Raw genomic sequence first — 20287 nt, 5'->3', positions numbered from 1 at the left:
AATCCCGAATCCCGAATCCCCAATCCCCAATCCCCAATCCCCAATCCCCGCCCCTTGCACCTACCGGCCGCGACGCCTATATCGACACCATGAACCGCCGATCGTCCGAACCCGTTCTAGACCCGCGTGCGCGGCAGTTGCTGCGCACCCTGATCGGTCGCTACATCCACAGCGGCGAGCCGGTCGGGTCGCAGACCCTGGCCCGGCATGCCGGCCTGGACGTCAGTCCGGCGACGATCCGCAACATCCTCGCCGACCTGGAGGAGGCCGGGTTGCTGAGCGCGGCGCATGCCTCGGCCGGGCGGGTGCCGACCGCGCAAGGCTATCGGCTGTTCGTCGATTCTTTATTGCAGGTGCGGCCGTTGCCGGAGGGCGAGGTCGCGCGGCTGCGCAGCGAGCTGCCGGCCGGCTCGGGCACCCAGGCCCTGCTCGGCAGCGCCTCGGAACTGCTGTCGGCGATGACTCATTTCGTCGGCGTGGTCAGCGTGCCCAAGCGCGAGCAGTTCGCGTTCCGGCGCATCGATTTCGTGCCGCTGGACGCGCAGAGGGTGCTGGCGATCCTGGTGTTCGCCGACCAGGACGTGCAGAACCGCATCATTCAGACCCGCCGCCCCTACGACGGCGGCGAGCTGGAGCGAGTCAGCAACTATCTCAATACCCATTTCGCCGGCCGGCCGGTGGCCGAGATCCGCGCCACCCTGGTGCACGAGCTGCGCCATGCCCAGGCCGAGATGCAGGCCTTGCTGACGCAATCGGTGGAGCTGGCCGAGCAGGTGCTGGCCCCGGACGGCGACGACATGGTCCTGGCCGGGCAGACCCGGCTGATGGGCCTGCAGGAGCTGGCCGACCTGGACCGGCTGCGCGAGCTGTTCGAGGCCTTCGCCCGCAAGCGCGAGATCCTGCAATTGCTGGAGCGCACCGTGCGCGCGCCCGGGGTGCGGATCTTCATCGGCGAGGAAACCGGGCTGGCGCCGCTGGAAGGGGTGTCGCTGGTGACCGCGCCGTACACCGCCGGCGGCCGGGTGCTGGGGGTGCTGGGGGTGATCGGCCCGACCCGCATGGCCTACGACCGGATCATCCCGGTGGTGCAGGCCGCCGCCGATGCGCTCGGCGACGCGTTCCAGCCCGGAGAGGGCGGCGAGCCCCCGCAGCCCCACGATCTCTCATAGTCGCGGCGTGAGCCGGGCCCGCCGCGGATAGCCGCGACGCGAGCCGCGACCGAGACCCCTCGCCGTGCGCCCGAGGCGGCCCGGGGCCGAAGCCAAAACCCCCGGCTTTTCTCAATGGGAATAGCGCGGGCGACGGGGTTGCGGACCGGCCGAACGGACCGCGCGGCCGTTCACGAAACCCGCGACTCGACGCCGATGGCGGCCGATCGATGCAGATCCCGGCACTTGAATGCCGCCGCGCCGGCCCCATTGCTGCCCCTGTCGCGGATGGACCGCCAGGAACCAGCATGAACCCACACGATCTGAACCCCGAATCGACCCAGGCCGCCCAGGACGAGGCGCCGGCCGGCGAGGTGCCCGAACTCGACGCCCTGCGCAACGAGTTGAGCAAGCTGCGCGAGGATTCGCTGCGCGAGCGCGCCGAGCTGGACAACCAGCGCAAGCGCGTGGCGCGCGACATCGAGATGGCGCGCAAGTTCGCCAACGAGCGCCTGCTGGGCGAGCTGCTGCCGGTGATCGACAGCCTGGAGGCCGGCCTGGCCGCCGCCGGCGAGGACAGCGGCGCGCTGCGCCAGGGCATGGAGCTGACCCTGCGGCAATTGCTCAAGGTCGCCGCCGACAACGGCCTGGTCGCGGTCGATCCGACCGGCCAGCCGTTCAATCCCGAACACCATCAGGCCATGAGCCTGGTGCCGGCGCCGGGCGTGGCGCCGAACCACGTGGTTCAGGTCTACCAGAAGGGCTGGCTGCTCAACGAGCGCCTGCTGCGTCCGGCCCTGGTGGTGGTCAGCCAGGACGCCTGAGAACGGCGTCCGGGTATCGGCGAAGGGCCGGTACCCGGACCGACGGGGCAGGGCACGGGCGCTTGAACTGCCCGGCACCGGGCCCCAGATAGCGAACATCGGCGGCCGGCGCGCACCGCGCCCCGCCCCTTAAATTCCAAGCATTCGAGAGGGAGCACAGCAATGGGCAAGATCATCGGCATCGACCTGGGCACGACCAATTCCTGCGTCGCGATCATGGAAGGCGGCAAGGCCAAGGTCATCGAAAATTCCGAAGGCGACCGCACCACTCCGTCGATCGTCGCCTTCACCAAGGACGGCGAAGTCCTGGTCGGCGCCTCGGCCAAGCGCCAGGCGGTGACCAATCCGAAGAACACTTTCTACGCGGTCAAGCGCCTGATCGGCCGCAAGATGACCGACGCCGAAGTGCAGAAGGACCTCGGCCTGGTGCCGTACGCGATCGTCCCGCACGACAACGGCGACGCCTGGGTCGCGACCCAGGACGGCAAGAAGATGGCGCCGCAGCAGATCTCCGCCGAAGTGCTGGGCAAGATGAAGAAGACCGCCGAAGCCTACCTGGGCGAGCCGGTCACCGAAGCGGTCATCACCGTGCCGGCCTACTTCAACGACAGCCAGCGCCAGGCGACCAAGGACGCCGGCAAGATCGCCGGCCTGGAAGTCAAGCGCATCATCAACGAGCCGACCGCGGCCGCGCTGGCCTACGGCATGGACAAGAAGGGCGGCGACCGCAAGGTGGCCGTGTACGACCTCGGTGGCGGCACCTTCGACGTGTCGATCATCGAGATCGCCTCGGTCGACGGCGAGATGCAGGTCGAAGTGCTGTCGACCAACGGCGACACCTTCCTCGGCGGCGAAGACTTCGACAAGCGCGTCATCGACTACTTGGTCGACGAGTTCCAGAAGGACCAGGGCATCGACCTGCGCAAGGACCCGCTGGCCCTGCAACGCCTGAAGGACGCGGCCGAGCGCGCCAAGATCGAGCTGTCGTCCTCGCAGCAGACCGAAGTCAACCTGCCGTACGTGACCGCCGACGCCTCGGGCCCGAAGCACCTCAACATCAAGCTGACCCGCGCCAAGCTGGAGTCGCTGGTCGAGGACCTGGTCAAGAAGACCATCGAGCCCTGCCGCATCGCCCTGAACGACGCCGGCCTGCGCGCCAGCGACATCAGCGAGGTGATCCTGGTCGGCGGCCAGACCCGCATGCCCAAGGTCGGCCAGGCGGTGGCCGAGTTCTTCGGCAAGGAGCCGCGCAAGGACGTCAACCCGGACGAAGCCGTCGCCGTCGGTGCGGCGATCCAGGGCGGCGTCATGGCCGGCGACGTCAAGGACGTGCTGCTGCTCGACGTGACCCCGCTGTCGCTGGGCATCGAAACCCTGGGCGGCGTGTTCACCAAGATCATCGAGAAGAACACCACCATCCCGACCAAGGCCTCGCAGACCTTCTCCACCGCCGAGGACAACCAGTCGGCCGTGACCGTGCACGTGCTGCAGGGCGAGCGCGAGCAGGCCCGCTACAACAAGTCGCTGGCCCGCTTCGACCTGTCCGGCATCGAGCCGGCGCCGCGCGGCATGCCGCAGGTCGAGGTGTCCTTCGACATCGACGCCAACGGCATCCTGCACGTCAGCGCCAAGGACAAGAAGACCAACAAGGAACAGAAGGTCGAGATCAAGGCCGGCTCGGGCCTGTCCGAGGAAGAGATCGCCAAGATGGTCGCCGACGCCGAGGCCAACCGCGAGGAAGACCAGAAGTTCCACGAGCTGGTGCAGGCCCGCAACCACGCCGACGCGTTGATCCACAGCGCCCGCAGCGCGATCAAGGAGCACGGCGAGAAGCTGCCGGGCGAGGCGATCGGCCGCGCCGAGTCGGCCATCGCCGAGCTGGAGACGGCGATGAAGGGCGACGACAAGGCCCAGATCGAGGCCAAGTCGCGCGCCCTGGAAGAGGCCGCGCAGTCGCTGTTCGCCGCCGCCGGCGCCGGCCATGCCGACGCCCCGGCCGGCGACGCCGGCGCCTCCTCGGCCAAGTCCGACGACGTGGTCGATGCGGAGTTCACCGAAGTGAAGGACGACAAGAAGTAAGCCGGGATTCGGGATCAGGGATTCGGGATTGGAAGGCCAGGCTTTCCGTCCCGGGTCCCTTTTCCGGTCATAGGTTCCTGCTCTAGCTAATCCCCAATCCCGAACCCCCGATCCCAGCCCATGAGCAAACGCGATTACTACGAAGTGCTGGGCGTTGCGCGCAACGCCGGCGACGACGACCTGAAGAAGGCCTATCGCCGCTGCGCGATGAAATTCCATCCGGACCGCAATCCGGGCGACAAGGCGGCCGAGGCCTCGTTCAAGGAGTGCAAGGAGGCTTACGAAGTCCTGTCGGACGCGAACAAGCGCCGCGCCTACGATCAGCACGGCCATGCCGCGTTCGAGCACGGCATGGGCGGCGGCGCCGGCGGCCCCGGTTTCGCCGACATGGGCGATATTTTCGGCGACATCTTCGGCAACATCTTCGGCGGTGCCGGCGGCGGCCAACGCGGTCCGCGCCGCGGCGCCGACATCGGCTATGTGATGGAGCTGACCCTGGAAGAAGCGGTCGGCGGCGTCGAGAAGCAGATCGAAATCCCGACCCTGGACGAGTGCGAGACCTGCAAGGGCTCGGGCTCGGCCGACGGCAAGATCGAGACCTGCAGCACCTGCAACGGCCGCGGCCAGGTGCGGTTCCAGCGCGGCATCTTCTCGATGCAACAGGCCTGCCCGCATTGCAACGGTCGCGGCCAGACCATCGCCAATCCCTGCGGCGACTGCCACGGCCAGGGCCGGGTCGAGCGCACCAAGACCCTGCAGGTCAAGATTCCCGCCGGCGTCGACAACGGCGACCGCATCCGCCTGACCGGCGAAGGCGAGGCCGGCCCGGCCGGCTCGCCGCCCGGCGACCTGTACGTGGAAGTGCGCGTGCGCGAGCACGAGATCTTCCAGCGCGAAGGCGACGACCTGCACTGCGAGGTGCCGATCCGCATTTCCCAGGCCGCGCTCGGCGATTCGATCCGGGTCCCGACCCTGGACGGCGAAGTCGAGCTGCGCATTCCGGCCGAGACCCAGAGCGGCAAGCTGTTCCGCCTGCGCGACAAGGGCGTCAAGTCGGTGCGCAGCCGCCGCCCGGGCGATCTGTACTGCCGCGTGGTGGTGGAGACGCCGGTCAACCTCACTCCCGAGCAGCGCGAGCTGCTGGAGAAGTTCGAGGCCACCTTCGTCGGCGACGGCGCGCGCAGGCATTCGCCGCGTTCTTCGACCTTCCTCGACGGGGTCAAGGGTTTCTGGGACCGGATGACGTCCTGAGCCGGGCGGCGCGCTGCGCCGTTCGCATTTGGAAAGGGCCGCCCATGCGGTCCTTTCTTTTTGCGGTGGTGGTCCCGAATGACCTCCTGAGCCGGGCGGCGCGCCGTGCCGCTCGCTGCTGGATCTGGACAGGGCCGCCATGCGGTCTTTTCTGCGGTGGCGCTCCCGACAGTGTCGACACCGGCCCGCGCGAGGTGCTGAAACGCAGGCGCGATGCGGCAACCCGCAGACTATCGGCCGCGGCCTCTGCATCCGGTTCGATACGATTCTTCGCTCGATGTGGCGGCTTGCGCGCGCCGGCGGGCAGGAACGCAGCGATGTGCTAGAAAGCACGCCCGAGAGCAAGGCGTCGCGATCCGCAGCGCCTCGCCGAACGCTCGCTGCCTCGTTCCCATCGACACGGAGTCCCTGATGCCGCTACGCCACGCAACGCCGAACCGGACACCGATCGCGCGGCCTGCGCTCGCCCGCCGGGCGGCGAGGGCAGTCGCCTTCGTGTTGGCGTTGGCGGCCGCATTGCCGGCTGCGGCCGCCTGCAGCGGCGCCACGCCGACGGCGGTGGCGCAGTCCTTCTATCGCTCGCACTACCTGTTCTGGGACCAGGCGCCGCAGCGCCTGGGCGACGTCGTCGCCGCGCCCTTGTTGGCGTTGCTGCGCAGCGAGCATGCCTGCCGCGACGGTGGCGAGCTGTGCGCGATCGACGCCGATCCCTGGCTCGGCGCGCAAGACGGCGAGGCCGCGAACCCGCGCTTCGAGGCGGAGGGCAGGGATCGCGTGCGCGTGGCCTATCGCTTCGACCTGGGCGAGGAACGCAGCGAGCGCAGCGCGCAACTGCTGTTCGTCCACGAGCGCGGCTGCTGGCGCATTGCCGACCTGATCTCGCCCGACGGCGGTTCGCTGCGCCGCTCGCTGGCGCAGTTCCACCGGCCTTGAGCAGGGGGCGCGGAAGCGAAAGCAACAGCAAAGGCAAGTCCCCTGGCCCCTTTTAAAAAAGGGGGGAGCGGCCGAAGCGTTGTGGAGGAACGGCAGGGCGTCGCCGCTTCCTGTAGGAGCGGCGTAAGCCGCGACCCGGGACGCGCAGCGCCGTCGGACGCCTTGCCACCGATCGAAACCGCGTCCTCGGGGTAGGAGCGAGGTCCCGCGGGAATGTCCTTCGGTCGCAAGCCGCGACCGCGACCCCAGGCCGCCGATTCAATGTGCCTCGATCCGTCATCGTTCGCGACCGCTTGCGGCGTCGCGGCGATGTGGTAGAACAGGCGCGCCGCCATCGCGGCGCGGTGCGCGGACGCGGTCCGGCGCCGTCTTTCAGGGAAACGGGGACGAAAGGATGCCTATCATCGTGTTGCGGCTGTCGGCCGCGATCGCATTGAGCCTGCTGGCCGCTGCCGCCGGCGCACAAACGACCCAGAATCCAGCGCCCGCCGCGTCCGCGCAGGCGCCGAAGGCCAAGGCCGCCGAAGCCGAGCCGATGCGGATCGAGCGCCTGCACGTCGATTACCGCGTCGAACCCAACGGCGCCTATGCCGAACGCCGGGAGATGGCGGTGAAGGTGCTGGAGGAGCGCGCGGTCGAGTCGGCCAAGCACCGCTCGATCGGCTACAGCGCCAGCCTGCAGCGCCTGGACGTGATCGCCGCCTACACCCAGAAGGCCGACGGACGCCGGGTCGACGTGCCCAAGTCGAACTATCAGGTCGAGACCAACGAAGGGCGCGCCGGCGGCGGCCCGGCGTTTTCCGACCAGGCCACGACCAGCGTGGTGTTCCCCGACGTCGCGGTCGGCGACACGGTGGTACTCGATTACCGCCTGACCGCGACCCAGCCGATGTTCGACGGGCATTTTTCCGAAATCGAAAGTTTCGGCGGCAGCGAGCGTTACTACGGCGACGTGCGCGTGCGCATCGACGCTCCGGCGGCGATGACCGCGCAGGCGCGCGGTTTCGGCGGGCTGAAAACCGTGCGCGATGAGGTCGCCGGCGGCCGCCGCCTGATCGAGTGGAGCTACCAGAACCGCGAGCCGGTCGAGGACGAGACCCACGACTACTCGGTGTACCAGGTCGAGCGCTTCCCGGGGTTCGCGTTCTCGACCTTCCCGGGCTACGCCGACATCGCCCGGGCCTATGCCGCGCGGGCCTTGCCCAAGGCCGAGCCCAGCGCGCGCGTGCGCAAGCTGGCCGACGAGATCGCCGCCGGCAAGACCGCCCCGCGCGAGGTGGCTCAGGCGCTGTACGAATGGGTGTCGACCCAGATCAACTACGGCGGCAACTGCATCGGCCTGGGCGCGGTGGTGCCGCGCGATCAGGCCTTCGTGCTCGATAACCGCCTCGGCGATTGCAAAGACCACGCCACCCTGCTGCAGGCGCTGCTGTCGGCCAAGGGCATCGAATCGACCCAGGCCTTGATCAACGCCGGCAACGTCTACAGCCTGCCGTCGGTGCCGGTGGTGGCCAGCGTCAACCACGTGCTGAACTATCTGCCGGGGCTGGACCTGTACGTCGATGCGACCGCCAAGGGCATTCCCTTCGGCGAGCTGCCGGCGGTCGTCGCCGGCAAGCCGGTGCTGCGCATCGACCGGCCGGAACTGGCCGCACGCACACCGGGCTTTGCGCCGCTGCGCAACCGCCAGCGCATGGTCAGCCGGCTGGTCATCCTCGAGGACGGTTCGGTCAAGGGCCAGGTCGAGGTCGAGCTGGCCGGCCTGCCGGCGATCAGCAGCCGCGCCGGCCTGCGCGAACTCAGCGCCGAGGACGCCAAGGGCCTGGTCAAGAAGATGTTCCAGTCCAGCGGCCTCACCGCAGAAGGCAGCTTCACCCAGGACGACCCCAAGCCCTTGCGCGCCGAGCATCGCTACCGTGCCGAGTTCGAGGTCAAGGAAGCGATGCCGATGCCGGGTGCGTTCCCGCTCGGCCCCTTGTTCTTCAATCCGATGCCGGTGTCGGCGTTGACCGGCAGCGCCGGCGCCGATGCGCTGGACACCCTGACCGGCGACGGCACCTGCGGCGGCGGCCGCTCGGAGGAGATCTACCGGATCGAGTTCCCCAAGACGGTCAAGGTCATCGCCGTGCCGCCGGACCTGAGCCTGCGCTCCGGCGATTCCAGCTACGTGGCGCGCTACAAGCTCGACGGCCAGGTGCTGGAGGCGAGCCGGGTGATCGAGGATGCGACCGCCGGTCCGGTGTGCAGCAACGAGTACAACCGGACCTATCGCGATTTCGCGCGTAAAGTGCGGCCGAACCTGAAGGCGCAGGTGGTCTACCAGCAATGAAGCTCGCCGCTGCGCTTGCCGTTGCGGCGGCGCAGCCGGTAGCGTAAGCGCATGAGCGCACCCCTACGACTGTTGATTCACGGCGCCTCCGGGCGCATGGGCCAGGCCTTGTTGCGTCTGGCGGCCGAGCGCGACGACCTGCAGGTCGTCGCCGCCTTCTCGCGTTCGCAGCCGACCCAACGGGTGGTCGACGGGGTGCCGCAGTTCGCCTCCGCCGAGCTCGACGGCGCGCCGGAGTTCGACGTGGCGATCGATTTCAGCCTGCCGCAGGGCTTCGACCCGGTGTTGGCGTTGTGCGCGCGCCGCGGCAAGGCCTTGGTCTCGGGCACCACCGGCCTGAGCTCGGCCCAGAACGCGGCGATCAACGAGGCTGCCAGCGGCATCGCGGTGGTGTGGGCGGCCAACTACAGCCTTGGCGTGGCGGTGCTGACCGAACTGGTGCGGCGCGCCGCCGCTGCGTTGCCGGGCTGGGACTGCGACGTGATCGAGGCGCACCACACCCGCAAGCTCGACGCGCCCTCGGGCACGGCTTTGCACCTCGGCGCGGCGGCGGAGATCGGTCGCGGCGCGGCGCCGCATTACGCCAGCCTGCGCGCCGGCGACATCGTCGGCGAACATACGGTGCAGTTCGCCGCGGCCGGCGAACGCCTGGAGCTGATCCACCGCGCCACCAACCGCGACATCTTCGCTCGCGGCGCGCTGGAGGCGGCGCTGCGGGTGGCGCACCAGGCGCCAGGGCGCTACGGCCTGGCCGAGCTGATGTTTCCCAATCTGTGATGCCGCCCGCGCTCCGTGCCGGGCCTGCGGCGCGAATCGCGCGGCCGGCGCAGCCGGCGCCGGAGCACAGTGAAAGCGCCGCGGACCCGCGGCGTTTTCACTTTTCGGGAGGCAGATCATGGGCAAGAACGGGATGTTCGTGGCCGGTGCTTTCGCCGCGTCGCTGCTGGTCGGGCCGGCCGCCGCCGGCGACGTCGAAACCGTGCTGGCCGGCGCCGACGGCTACCAGCGCCAGCCGCTGATCCAGATCGTCGACGAACACGGTTTCCAGCGCGAGGGCCTGCGCTGCGGCGCACCGGCGTCGACGCCGCAACGCCGGCGCGACGTCGAGCGCCGCCTGCAGCAACTGCGCGCCGCCTCGCCGTTGCGCAACGGCGCGTGGGGCGCGGGCGCCGCGAGCAAGACCGTGCCGGTCTGGTTCCACGTGGTCACCCGCACCGACAACACCGGCGACGTCAGCGACGCGCGCATCGCCCAGCAGATGCAGGTGCTCAACGCCGCCTACGCCGGGCGCGGCTTCCAGTTCGTCCTGGCCGGAGTAACGCGGACCAAGAACAACACCTGGTACGGCAACTGCCTCAGCAACGAGATGAAGATGAAGAACGCGCTGGCGGTGAACCCGGCGCGCAACGTCAACATCTACACCTGCAAGCCCGGCGGCTACCTGGGTTACGCCTATCTGCCCGACAGCTATCCCGAGTCGTCCAAGCGCCACGGCGTGGTCGTGCTGCATTCCTCGCTGCCGGGCGGCGCCTCGACCAACTACAACGAAGGCGACACCGTCACCCACGAGGTCGGCCATCACCTCGGCCTGGAGCACACTTTCGAGGGCGGTTGCAGCGAGCCGGGCGACTACGTGGCCGACACGCCGCCGCAGGCCAGCCCCAGCTCCGGCTGTCCGGTCGGCCGCGACAGTTGCCCGGGCGGCGGCCTGGACCCGATCACCAACTTCATGGATTACAGCTACGATTCGTGCATGAACACGTTCTCCGACGACCAGAGCATCCGCATGCAGGACCTGGTCGCGACCTACAAGCCCTCGCTGGGAACGTGAACGCCGTGGCACCGGCCGCCGGCCCGGGCCGCGCGGGCCCGGGCCTCCCCGGCTGAGCCGGCGAGGCGGCCGGCGCGGGCCGTCGCGAACCTCGCCGGAACGGGGCAGGGCGCAGCCGGGAGGGGTTTTTTTGGCCGGCCGCGCCGGCGTCGAGGGCGCCCGTATGGGCGCCCGCCGCGCGGCGGCCGGCGCGCGCAAGCGCCTGAACGGCGGTCGCGATCGGGCCGCGCCGAGGCCGGCCCGGGACGAATCCGGCTGCGCAAACGCTGGCGCCCGGAGGCCTTCGCCGCTACAATTCCGGCTCGCCTGAATCCCGAACGCCGGACCGGTCCAGCACCGCGTCCGCGCTTTGCTGCAACTTGCGTTCTGCCGCAGTCGCGCACGGGATCAGATCCTTCGGCAGCCAAGGCGACCCCCGTGACCCAACCCGCAATCCTCGCCCTCGAAGACGGAACCGTGTTCGAGGGCGTTTCCGTAGGCGCGCCCGGCCTCAGCGTCGGCGAAGTCGTATTCAACACCGCCATCACCGGCTACCAGGAAATCCTGACCGACCCCTCGTATGCGCGCCAGCTGGTGACGCTGACCTATCCGCACGTCGGCAACACCGGCTGCACGGACCAGGACGACGAGGCGCGCCAGGTCTGGGCCTCGGGCCTGATCGTGCGCGATGTGCCGTGCCGGCCGAGCAACTGGCGCAGCCAGGTCGCGCTGCCGCAGTGGCTGAGCGAGCGCGGCGTGGTCGCGATCGCCGACATCGACACCCGCAAGCTGACCCGCCTGCTGCGCGACACCGGCGCCCAGAACGGCGCGCTGATGGCGGGCGAGATCAATGTCGAGAAGGCGCTCGAAGCCGCGCGCAAGTTCCCCGGCCTGAAAGGCATGGACCTGGCCAAGGAAGTCTGCACCCGCGAGCGTTACGAATGGACCGCCGGCCAGCTCGACCTGGACCGCAACGCCTTCGTCGACGCGCCGCCGCGCTTCCATGTGGTCGCCTACGACTTCGGCGTCAAGCTCAACATCCTGCGCATGCTCGCCGAGCGCGGCTGCCGGGTCACCGTGGTGCCGGCGCAGACCCCGGCCGCCGAGGTGCTGGCGCTGAATCCGGACGGTGTGTTCCTGTCCAACGGCCCCGGCGACCCGGAGCCCTGCGATTACGCGATCGCCGCGATCAAGGAATTCGTCGCCCGCAAGATCCCGACCTTCGGCATCTGCCTGGGTCATCAGTTGCTCGGGCTGGCCTCCGGCGCCAAGACCCTGAAGATGAAGTTCGGCCACCACGGCGCCAACCACCCGGTCCAGGACCTGGACTCGGGCCGGGTCATGATCACCTCGCAGAACCACGGCTTCGCGGTCGACGAGGCCAGCCTGCCGGCCAACGTGCGGGTGACCCACCGCTCGCTGTTCGACGGCAGCAACCAGGGCATCGCCCTGACCGACGCACCGGCGTTCAGCTTCCAGGGCCACCCGGAAGCCAGCCCCGGCCCGCACGACGTGTCGCCGCTGTTCGACCGCTTCGTGCAGTCGATGGAACAGGCCGCATGAAAATCGCGCTGGTGCTGTCCCTCATGGTCTCGGCGCTGGTTGCGGCGCCGATGGCCATGGCGTGGGCGGTGCCGCCGAGCGATGCCCAGACCGCGCGCCTGATGGAGGTGCTCGGCTTCAAGGCGGCGATCGACAGGATTTTCGACGGGTATTTCACCCGCCACCCGAAGTACAGCCGCTACACGCCGGCGCAGAAGGCCTGCGTGCGCGGGCTGCTGCAGCCGGTGCTGCAGGCGGACCAGCGGCGGGCGATGGCGGCCAGCATCGGCGACCAGCGGCATGTGCAGTACGTGCTGCGGTTCGCCGCTACCCCGGCCGGACGCAAGTTTTTCGCCCACGCGCGCCAGGCGCTGTTGGATTCGGTGCCGGCGGCCCTGCATTCGGACCCGGGGCTGGACACGTTCTTCGAGTCGCTGTCGCCTTCGGAACAGAAGCAGGTGCTGGCCTATCTCGACAGCCCGGCGGCCGAAGCGCTGGGCAAGGCGACGCCGTTCGCGGCGCCCTCCGCAACGGCCAAGCAATGGCTGCGCTTGCAGAGCCTGAGCCGCTGCGGGGTGGAGATGGTGCAACTGTGAGCGCGCTGGCCTCGCCGCCGTTGCGCCGACGCCGCTGGCGCCGGCCCGCGTTGGCGGTGCTGGCGCTGCTCGCCGCCTACCCGGCGTTCGTGCTGAGCGCGGTGTATGCGCAGTGGTTCGGCGCGAATCTGCCGGGCGGACGCAACGGCCCGGCGGATGCCTACCGGCACAGCCTGGCCAGCGCGGTCGTCGCCTACACCTTGTCGCCGCGCTGCGTGGACTGGGTCACGGCGGTGATGGAGCGGGGCGGCGAGGGCAACCCGAGCCGGGCGATGGACGCCCACAACAACCGGATCGGCGCGCGCCTCGGCGCCGCCGCTCCGACCTGGGCCGCGATGCAGCGCGAGGTTCGCGCCGCGGTCGACCACGGGGCGATCGATGCGCGATCGCCCGACCAGATCACCTGGCGCGTCCCCGAGACGTGGCAGGAACGACTTTACTGAGGATCACATGCCCAAGCGTACCGACATCAAAACCGTCCTGATCATCGGCGCCGGCCCGATCGTGATCGGACAGGCCTGCGAGTTCGACTACTCCGGCGCGCAGGCGTGCAAGGCGCTGCGCGACGAGGGCTACCGCGTGGCCCTGGTCAACTCCAACCCGGCCACGATCATGACCGACCCGAACATGGCCGACGCCGTGTACATCGAGCCGATCAACTGGCAGACGGTCGAGAAGATCATCGCCAAGGAACGGCCCGACGCGCTGCTGCCGACCATGGGCGGCCAGACCGCGCTCAACTGCGCGCTGGACCTGGCCGACAACGGCGTGCTGGAGAAGTACGGCGTCGAGCTGATCGGCGCCTCGCGCGAGGCGATCCGGATGGCCGAGGACCGCGAGCTGTTCCGCGTGGCGATGAAGGAAATCGGCCTGGAATGCCCCAAGGCCGAAGTCGCGCACACCCTGGAAGAAGCGCTCGACATCCAGACCCGGGTCGGCTACCCGACCATCATTCGTCCCTCGTTCACCCTCGGCGGCAGCGGCGGCGGCATCGCCTACAACCGCGAGGAGCTGATCGAGATCGTCAACCGCGGCCTGGAGCTGTCGCCGACCACCGAAGTGCTGGTCGAGGAATCGGTGCTGGGCTGGAAGGAATTCGAGATGGAAGTGGTCCGCGACAAGGCGGACAACTGCATCATCGTCTGTTCGATCGAGAACTTCGACGCGATGGGCGTGCACACCGGCGACTCGATCACCGTCGCCCCGGCGCAGACCCTGACCGACAAGGAGTACCAGCGCCTGCGCGACGCCTCGATCGCGGTGCTGCGCAAGATCGGCGTCGACACCGGCGGCTCCAACGTCCAGTTCGGCATCAACGCCAAGAATGGCCGCGTCGTGGTGATCGAGATGAACCCGCGCGTGTCGCGCTCCTCGGCGCTGGCGTCCAAGGCCACCGGCTTCCCGATCGCCAAGATCGCCGCCAAGCTCGCGGTCGGCTACACCCTGGACGAACTGCGCAACGAGATCACCGGCGGCGCCACCCCGGCCTCGTTCGAGCCGAGCATCGACTACGTCGTCACCAAGATCCCGCGCTTCGCGTTCGAGAAGTTCCCGCAGGCCGACGCGCGCCTGACCACGCAGATGAAGTCGGTCGGCGAAGTCATGGCGATGGGCCGCACCTTCCAGGAGTCGCTGCACAAGGCCCTGCGCGGCCTGGAGACCGGCAAGGTCGGCCTCGACCCGACCGGCCTGGACCTGGGCAGCGAGGACGACCTGGCCCGGCTCAAGCGCGAGCTCAAGGAGCCCGGCCCGGAGCGCATGTTCTACATCGGCGACGCGTTCCGCGCCGGCTTGAGCGTGGAAGACGTGCACGCGCTGTCGTTCGTCGATCCCTGGTTCCTGGACCAGATCGAAGAACTGATAGCAACCGAGCGCGAAGTCGCCGAGCAAGGCCTGGCCGCGCTCGACCAGGCGCGCATGCGCGCGCTCAAGCGCAAGGGTTTCTCCGACGCGCGCATCGCCCAGCTCACCGGCACCGACGAGACCGCGGTGCGCATCCTGCGCCGCGCGCTCAAGGTGCGCCCGGTGTACAAGCGCGTGGACAGCTGCGCGGCCGAGTTCGCCACCACCACCGCCTACATGTACTCGACCTATGAGGACGAGTGCGAGGCCGCGCCGACCGGCCGCGACAAGATCATCGTCCTCGGCGGCGGCCCCAACCGCATCGGCCAGGGCATCGAGTTCGACTACTGCTGCGTCCATGCCGCCCTGGCCCTGCGCGAGGACGGCTACGAGACCATCATGGTCAACTGCAACCCGGAGACCGTGTCGACCGACTACGACACCTCCGACCGCCTGTACTTCGAGCCGCTGACCCTGGAGGACGTGCTCGAGATCGCCGACCTGGAGAAGCCCAAGGGCGTGATCGTGCAGTACGGCGGCCAGACCCCGCTGAAGCTGGCGCGCGCGCTGGAAGCCAACGGCGTGCCGATCATCGGTACCACCCCGGACAGCATCGACCTGGCCGAGGACCGCGAGCGCTTCCAGAAGCTGGTGCAGGAACTGGGCCTGGCCCAGCCGCTCAACCGCACCGCGCGCAACCCCGACGAGGCCCTGGCCCTGGCCGGCCAGATCGGCTATCCGCTGGTGGTGCGTCCGAGCTACGTGCTCGGCGGCCGGGCGATGGAAATCGTCTACTCCGACGCCGACCTGACCCGTTACATCCGCGACGCGGTCAAGGTCTCCAACGATTCGCCGGTGCTGCTGGACCGTTTCCTCGACAACGCGGTCGAAGTCGACGTCGACGTGATCGCCGACCGCGAGGGCCGGGTGCTGATCGGCGGGGTGATGGAGCACATCGAAGAGGCCGGCGTGCATTCGGGCGACTCGTCCTGCTCGCTGCCGCCGTACTCGCTGTCGCCGGCCACGCAGGAAAAGCTGCGCGCGCAGGTGGTGGCGCTGGCCAAGGCGCTCAAGGTGGTCGGGCTGATGAACACCCAGTTCGCGATCCAGACCGACGCCGACGGCAACGAGACCATCTTCCTGATCGAGGTCAACCCGCGCGCCTCGCGCACCGTGCCGTTCGTGTCCAAGGCCACCGGCATGGCCCTGGCCAAGATCGCCGCGCGCTGCATGGTCGGCCAGACCCTGACCTCGCAGGACGCGGTCGAAGAGATCGTGCCGGACTACTACTCGGTCAAGGAAGCGATCTTCCCGTTCGCCAAGTTCCAGGGCGTCGACCCGATCCTCGGCCCGGAAATGCGCTCGACCGGCGAAGTCATGGGCGTGGGCAAGAACTTCGGCGCGGCGATGGCGCGCGCCCAGGAGGCCGGCGGCATCAAGGCGCCGCCGGTCGGCAAGGTGTTCGTCTCGGTGCGCGACCCGGACAAGCAGCGCGTGCTGCCGGTGGTGCAGGAGCTGGTGCGCCGCGGCTACAGCCTGGTCGCGACCCGCGGCACCCAGGTCTTCCTGAGCGAGCACGGCGTGGCCTGCGAAGTGGTCAACAAGGTCACCGAAGGCCGTCCGCACGTCGTCGACCTGATCAAGAACGGCGAGATCGTCTACATCATCAACACCACCGAAGGCCGCCAGGCGATCTCGGACTCGTTCTCGATCCGCCGCGAGGCCTTGCAGCAGCGGGTGACGTACTCGACCACCGTGTCGGGCGCGCGCGCCCTGGTCAACTCGCTCGACTACCGCGGCCAGGGCCCGGTGTGGTCGCTGCAGGAGCTGCACGCGCAGATCGGCGCGGCCTGAGCGAGGCCGCGACAGGGGCCGTTCGCCGGCGCGTCCGCGCCGGCGTACGCGCCACGGCGAAACGCCCTGCGGCCGGCCAGGCCGGCGCAGGCGAGGCGCAAATCCCCGCGATCGGTCACACGTTCCACGCAGGCGCCCCGCAGCGGGGTGCCAAGCCGGCCTGTTCCCGGCACAATGCCGTTACAGTCACACACGATGGGCCGGCGGCGTCCGGCGAGAGGAAGGCAATGAGAGCACCCATGACCGCGAAGGGCGCGCAGCGTCTGCGCGCCGAGCTGGACGAACTCAAGACGGTCAAGCGGCCGGCGGTGATCAACGCGATCGCCGAAGCGCGCGCGCACGGCGACCTCAAGGAGAACGCCGAGTACCATGCCGCCCGCGAACAGCAGGGCTTCATCGAAGGCCGCATCAAGCAGCTCGAGGCCGAGCTGTCGCATGCCCAGATCATCGACATCAGCCAGCTCAACGCCGGCTCCAAGGTCGTGTTCGGCGCCATCGTCGAACTGGCCGACGTCGATACCGACGAGGAAAAGACCTACCAGATCGTCGGCGACCTGGAAGCCGACATCAAGCAGGGCCTGATCGCGATCTCCTCGCCGGTGGCGCGCGCCCTGATCGGCAAGAACGAAGGCGACAGCGTCGTCATCGAAGCGCCGGGCGGCACCCGCGAGTACGAGATCGTCGGCGTCAGCTACCAGGGCTGAGCCCGACGCCGCGCGCATGAATTCCGTCACCGTCCTGTTGCCGGCGCGCGCGCGCTTCGGCGGCCAGCGTTTCGGCGAGGCCTTCGGCCGCCGCCTCGGCCGCGCCGACCGTAGCGTCGAGGCGGCCGATCAGGCCGCGCGCGCGTTCGACATCCTGCCGCGCGGCTGGCCGGTTGCGGCGGTGACCCGTCAGCGCGATGCCGGCGACGCCGCGCATGCGGCCTGGCTGCGCGCCGACCCTGCCTACGTGCGCCCGGACATCAACGGCGCGCGCCTGCTCGCCTACGGCCAGGCCCTGGCGCTGAGCGAACGCGACAGCGCCGCCTTGCTGCCGGCGCTGCGGCCCTTGTTCGGCGACGCCGGTTTTCCGATCGACGCGCCCAGCCCGAGCCGCTGGTACCTGTGCCTGCCGCGCGAGGCGCGCTTGCCGCGCTTCGCCTCGCCGGAGCAGGCGCTGGGCGAGGACCTGTTCCAGCACTTGCCCGAGGGCGACGGCGCCGAAGGCCGGCGCTGGCGCGGCCTGCTCAGCGAAGCGCAGGTGGTGCTGCACAATCATCCGCACAACGCTCAGCGTATCGCCGCCGGGCTGGCGCCGATCAATTCGCTGTGGTTCTGGGGCGCGGGCGTGCTGCCCGACCACGTGCGCAGCGATTACGCGGAAGTCTTCAGCGACGATGAAGCGCTGACCGCGTTCGGCGCGCTGGCCGGCGTGCGCGCCGAAGCGCTGCCGCCGCGATGGAGCGGCGGGGAGGGCGCCGGCCTGTTCGACCTGCGCGCGATGCGCGACCTGGCCCTGGTGCAGCGCGACTGGCTGGAGCCGATCGGGCAGGCGCTGGATGCCGGCGCCATCGACCGCGCCGTGTTGGGTTTCGCCGACGGCGAACGCTTCGAACTGGCGCGTTCGCAACGCTGGCGCTTCTGGCGCAAGCCGTTGCGCGCGTTGCTGGACGCCGAGCCGGCGCAATGAAGCCGGCTGCGCGTCTGCGTCGCCGCCCGCCGATCGGCGCGGGCGATTTTCCCGACAGCATTCCGCCGCTGCTGCAGCGCATCTACGCCGCGCGCGGCGCCACCGACGCGGCCCGCGCACAGCCCAAGCTGACCCAGCTGCTGCCGCCCGACGGACTGCTCGGGCTGGAACGGGCGACGCAGTTGCTGGCCGAGGCGATCGCGGTGCAGCGCCATATCCTGGTGGTCGGGGATTTCGACTGCGACGGCGCCACCGCCTGCGCGGTCGGCGTGCGCGGCCTGCGCATGCTCGGCGCGCAGCGCGTATCGCATGCGGTGCCGAACCGCATCGTGCACGGTTATGGGCTGTCGCCCGCGCTGGTCGACGAACTGGCGTCGCTGCAGCCCGATCTGCTGGTCACCGTCGACCATGGCATCGCCTGCCATGCCGGCATCGCCGCGGCGCGCGCGCGCGGCTGGCAGGTGCTGGTCACCGACCATCATCTGCCCGGCGAGCGCCTGCCCGAGGCCGACGCCATCGTCGACCCCAACCAGCCCGGCGACGGTTTCCCGAGCAAGATGCTGGCCGGCGTCGGGGTGATGTTCTACGTGCTGTTGGCGCTGCGGCGCCGCCTGCGCGAGGCTGGCGTCTTCGCCGACGGCAAGGGCCCGGACCTGAGCGCGCTGCTGGACCTGGTCGCGGTCGGCACGGTCGCCGACCTGGTGCCGCTGGACACCAACAACCGCGCCCTGGTCGCCGCCGGCCTGCGCCGCCTGCGCGCGGGCCAAGGCTGCGCCGGCCTGCGCGCGCTGATCGAGGTGTCGCAGCGCGATTACCGGCGGCTGACCGCGGCCGACATCGGCTACGCGGTGGGGCCGCGGCTCAATGCCGCCGGGCGACTGGAAGACATGGCGCTCGGCATCGAGTGCTTGCTTACCGACGATGCCCGCCAGGCGCGCGAGATCGCCGCCACCCTGAACGAGATCAACGCCGAACGCCGCGCGGTGCAGCAGCAGATGACCGACGAGGCGCAGGCCGCCTTCGCGCGCGTGGCCCTCGACGCCCACAGCGCGCCGCTGGCGGTATGCCTTTACGACGAGGACTGGCATCCCGGCGTGGTCGGCCTGGTCGCCTCGAAGATGAAGGAGCGGCTGCACCGCCCCGCGATCGCGTTCGCCCCGGCCGAGCCCGGCAGCGACCAACTGCGCGGCTCGGCGCGCTCGATCCCGGGCTTCCATATCCGCGACGCGCTGGCCGACGTGGCCGCGCGGCATCCCGAACTGATCGAACGCTTCGGCGGCCACGCCATGGCCGCCGGCCTGTCGCTGCGGCGCGAGGCTTTCGACGCGTTCCGGGTGGCCTTCGAAGCCTGCGCGCAGCGCCTGCTGACCCCGGAGCTGCTGCAGGCCGACATCCTCAGCGACGGCGAACTGCAACCGGCCGAGTTCGACCGTCGCCACGCCGAATGCCTGCGCGACGGCGGCCCCTGGGGGCAGGGTTTTCCCGAGCCGCAATTCGACGGCGAATTCGAAGTGCTGTCGTGGCGGGTGATCGGCGAGCGTCACCTCAAGCTCGAACTCGGCCGCGACGGCCTGCGGCTGAACGCGATCGAGTTCGGCGGCTGGGACGGCAACAAACCTCCGTCGTGGGTGCGGATCGCATATCGGCTGGAGCCGGACGACTATCGCGGCGGCGAAGCGGTGCAGTTGGTCGTCACCCATCGCGAGGCGTTGTAAGTCTCCTCGAGGCCATGCTGCAGCCCCGCCGTGGGCGCACGCGCCAGCGACGAGCAGGCCGACGCGGATCGAAGGACGCGGTCGACTACCCGCATCAACGATCCCACTGGCACAGATGCAGCAGCACGCCCGACGGGTCGTGCACGAACACCACGCTGGCGCCGTAGTCCTGTCGGCGCGGCGGTTGCACTCGGGCCGGGGCGAAGTCGCTGTCGCGCAGGACCGCGGCGACGTGCGCGTGCCAGGCCGGTGCGTCGTCGACGGTGAGGTGCAGCATGGTGTTCTCGGCCACTTCCTTGAGGTAGTAATCCTGGATGTAGAAGTGCTGTTCTTCGCCCAGGCTTACCAGGGCCAGCCCGCGGTCGACGTCGCGGGTATCCCAGCCCAGCGCGGCGTAGAAGCGTTTGGACAGGGCGAAGTCCTGTGCCGGGATGAAGGGGCGCAGGTCCGAAACGTTCAATGTGGGCACGATGGCCTCCATGCACGGGCGCGAAAAGCCGCATCGAAGGATGCCGCCTTCATGCTGCGTTGCGACCGGATCGCAGCGGATCGGATCGACGCAAGACGACGTTGGCCGAACCTACCGGCTATCGGGTACCCGATCAAGCGCTCTCCACCCAAGTCGTTCTCCCAAGCCATCTCCCTTTGAAAGGAGGCAGGGGGACTTGCTCTCACGCCTCGCATCGCGCCCCG

16 protein-coding genes are annotated in these 20287 nt (G+C 69.6%); 15 read left to right on the top strand and 1 reads right to left on the bottom strand.

Annotation, left to right across the window (positions count from 1 at the left end):
* Positions 1-89: 89 nt before the first annotated feature.
* From hrcA to recJ, 15 genes are all read left to right on the top strand, one after another.
* The gene (gene hrcA, locus TX83_RS04560; protein WP_064746748.1) at positions 90-1169 is read left to right on the top strand and encodes a heat-inducible transcriptional repressor HrcA; all 1080 of its coding nucleotides are present in this window, start codon (positions 90-92) and stop codon (positions 1167-1169) included.
* Positions 1170-1456: 287 nt separating this feature from the next.
* The gene (grpE, locus tag TX83_RS04555) at positions 1457-1972 is read left to right on the top strand and encodes a nucleotide exchange factor GrpE (protein WP_064746747.1); all 516 of its coding nucleotides are present in this window, start codon (positions 1457-1459) and stop codon (positions 1970-1972) included.
* A gap of 162 nt (positions 1973-2134) precedes the next feature.
* The gene (dnaK, locus tag TX83_RS04550; protein ID WP_064746746.1) at positions 2135-4051 is read left to right on the top strand and encodes a molecular chaperone DnaK; all 1917 of its coding nucleotides are present in this window, start codon (positions 2135-2137) and stop codon (positions 4049-4051) included.
* Positions 4052-4171: 120 nt separating this feature from the next.
* Entirely contained in the window at positions 4172-5302 is a 1131-nt protein-coding gene (gene dnaJ, locus TX83_RS04545; protein WP_064746745.1) for a molecular chaperone DnaJ, read from the top strand.
* A gap of 411 nt (positions 5303-5713) precedes the next feature.
* On the top strand, positions 5714-6235 hold the full coding sequence (locus TX83_RS04540; RefSeq protein WP_141233347.1) for a hypothetical protein: 522 nt from the start codon (positions 5714-5716) through the stop codon (positions 6233-6235).
* 394 nt (positions 6236-6629) lie between these two features.
* The gene (locus TX83_RS04535; protein ID WP_064746743.1) at positions 6630-8564 is read left to right on the top strand and encodes a DUF3857 domain-containing transglutaminase family protein; all 1935 of its coding nucleotides are present in this window, start codon (positions 6630-6632) and stop codon (positions 8562-8564) included.
* Positions 8565-8615: 51 nt separating this feature from the next.
* Positions 8616-9341, top strand: a complete 726-nt coding sequence (gene dapB / locus TX83_RS04530) for a 4-hydroxy-tetrahydrodipicolinate reductase (protein ID WP_075574993.1) — start codon at positions 8616-8618, stop codon at positions 9339-9341.
* Between the two features lie 118 nt (positions 9342-9459).
* Positions 9460-10395: a zinc metalloprotease gene (locus TX83_RS04525; protein WP_064746741.1), complete on the top strand. Its 936-nt coding sequence runs from the start codon at positions 9460-9462 to the stop codon at positions 10393-10395.
* Positions 10396-10812: 417 nt separating this feature from the next.
* Positions 10813-11937 carry a glutamine-hydrolyzing carbamoyl-phosphate synthase small subunit gene (carA, locus tag TX83_RS04515; RefSeq protein WP_064746740.1) on the top strand — a complete coding sequence of 375 codons (1125 nt, stop codon included), beginning with the start codon at positions 10813-10815 and terminating at the stop codon, positions 11935-11937.
* A complete protein-coding gene (locus tag TX83_RS04510; protein WP_064746739.1) occupies positions 11934-12512 on the top strand; it encodes a YdeI/OmpD-associated family protein in 579 nt (192 codons plus the stop codon). Before carA ends, TX83_RS04510 begins: the two co-directional genes overlap by 4 nt.
* Positions 12509-12955, top strand: a complete 447-nt coding sequence (locus TX83_RS04505; RefSeq protein WP_087960669.1) for a DUF6973 domain-containing protein — start codon at positions 12509-12511, stop codon at positions 12953-12955. The genes TX83_RS04510 and TX83_RS04505 overlap by 4 nt, the downstream gene beginning before the upstream one ends.
* 7 nt (positions 12956-12962) lie before the next feature.
* Complete coding sequence (gene carB, locus TX83_RS04500; protein WP_064746737.1) at positions 12963-16208, top strand: carbamoyl-phosphate synthase large subunit; 3246 nt, start codon at positions 12963-12965, stop codon at positions 16206-16208.
* A gap of 227 nt (positions 16209-16435) precedes the next feature.
* On the top strand, positions 16436-16912 hold the full coding sequence (gene greA / locus TX83_RS04495) for a transcription elongation factor GreA (RefSeq protein ID WP_064746736.1): 477 nt from the start codon (positions 16436-16438) through the stop codon (positions 16910-16912).
* A gap of 16 nt (positions 16913-16928) precedes the next feature.
* Positions 16929-17879, top strand: coding sequence for a hypothetical protein (locus tag TX83_RS04490; protein ID WP_064746735.1), 951 nt, complete (start codon positions 16929-16931; stop codon positions 17877-17879).
* Positions 17876-19594 carry a single-stranded-DNA-specific exonuclease RecJ gene (recJ, locus tag TX83_RS04485; protein WP_064746734.1) on the top strand — a complete coding sequence of 573 codons (1719 nt, stop codon included), beginning with the start codon at positions 17876-17878 and terminating at the stop codon, positions 19592-19594. The genes TX83_RS04490 and recJ overlap by 4 nt, the downstream gene beginning before the upstream one ends.
* 94 nt (positions 19595-19688) lie before the next feature.
* On the opposite strand, the gene TX83_RS04480 is transcribed toward recJ, so the two are convergent.
* Complete coding sequence (locus TX83_RS04480; protein ID WP_222423713.1) at positions 19689-20063, bottom strand: glyoxalase; 375 nt, start codon at positions 20061-20063, stop codon at positions 19689-19691.
* Between the last annotated feature and the right edge of the window lie 224 nt (positions 20064-20287).

Source organism: Lysobacter antibioticus HS124 (assembly GCF_000336385.2).
Taxonomy (GTDB): Bacteria; Pseudomonadota; Gammaproteobacteria; order Xanthomonadales; family Xanthomonadaceae; genus Lysobacter; species Lysobacter firmicutimachus.
The sequence above is the reverse complement of the archived record's forward strand: the minus strand, read 5'-3'. Positions and strand labels throughout refer to the sequence as shown.

Bases quoted from the DNA above. Each gene is read 5' to 3' on its own strand.
- dnaK (WP_064746746.1), top strand. From the start codon at position 2,135: ATGGGCAAGATCATCGGCATCGACCTGGGCACGACCAATTCCTGCGTC.
- TX83_RS04490 (WP_064746735.1), top strand. From the start codon at position 16,929: ATGAATTCCGTCACCGTCCTGTTGCCGGCGCGCGCGCGCTTCGGCGGC.
- TX83_RS04510 (WP_064746739.1), top strand. From the start codon at position 11,934: ATGAAAATCGCGCTGGTGCTGTCCCTCATGGTCTCGGCGCTGGTTGCG.
- recJ (WP_064746734.1), top strand. From the start codon at position 17,876: ATGAAGCCGGCTGCGCGTCTGCGTCGCCGCCCGCCGATCGGCGCGGGC.
- carB (WP_064746737.1), top strand. From the start codon at position 12,963: ATGCCCAAGCGTACCGACATCAAAACCGTCCTGATCATCGGCGCCGGC.
- greA (WP_064746736.1), top strand. From the start codon at position 16,436: ATGAGAGCACCCATGACCGCGAAGGGCGCGCAGCGTCTGCGCGCCGAG.
- dapB (WP_075574993.1), top strand. From the start codon at position 8,616: ATGAGCGCACCCCTACGACTGTTGATTCACGGCGCCTCCGGGCGCATG.
- TX83_RS04525 (WP_064746741.1), top strand. From the start codon at position 9,460: ATGGGCAAGAACGGGATGTTCGTGGCCGGTGCTTTCGCCGCGTCGCTG.
- TX83_RS04535 (WP_064746743.1), top strand. From the start codon at position 6,630: ATGCCTATCATCGTGTTGCGGCTGTCGGCCGCGATCGCATTGAGCCTG.
- hrcA (WP_064746748.1), top strand. From the start codon at position 90: ATGAACCGCCGATCGTCCGAACCCGTTCTAGACCCGCGTGCGCGGCAG.
- dnaJ (WP_064746745.1), top strand. From the start codon at position 4,172: ATGAGCAAACGCGATTACTACGAAGTGCTGGGCGTTGCGCGCAACGCC.
- grpE (WP_064746747.1), top strand. From the start codon at position 1,457: ATGAACCCACACGATCTGAACCCCGAATCGACCCAGGCCGCCCAGGAC.
- TX83_RS04540 (WP_141233347.1), top strand. From the start codon at position 5,714: ATGCCGCTACGCCACGCAACGCCGAACCGGACACCGATCGCGCGGCCT.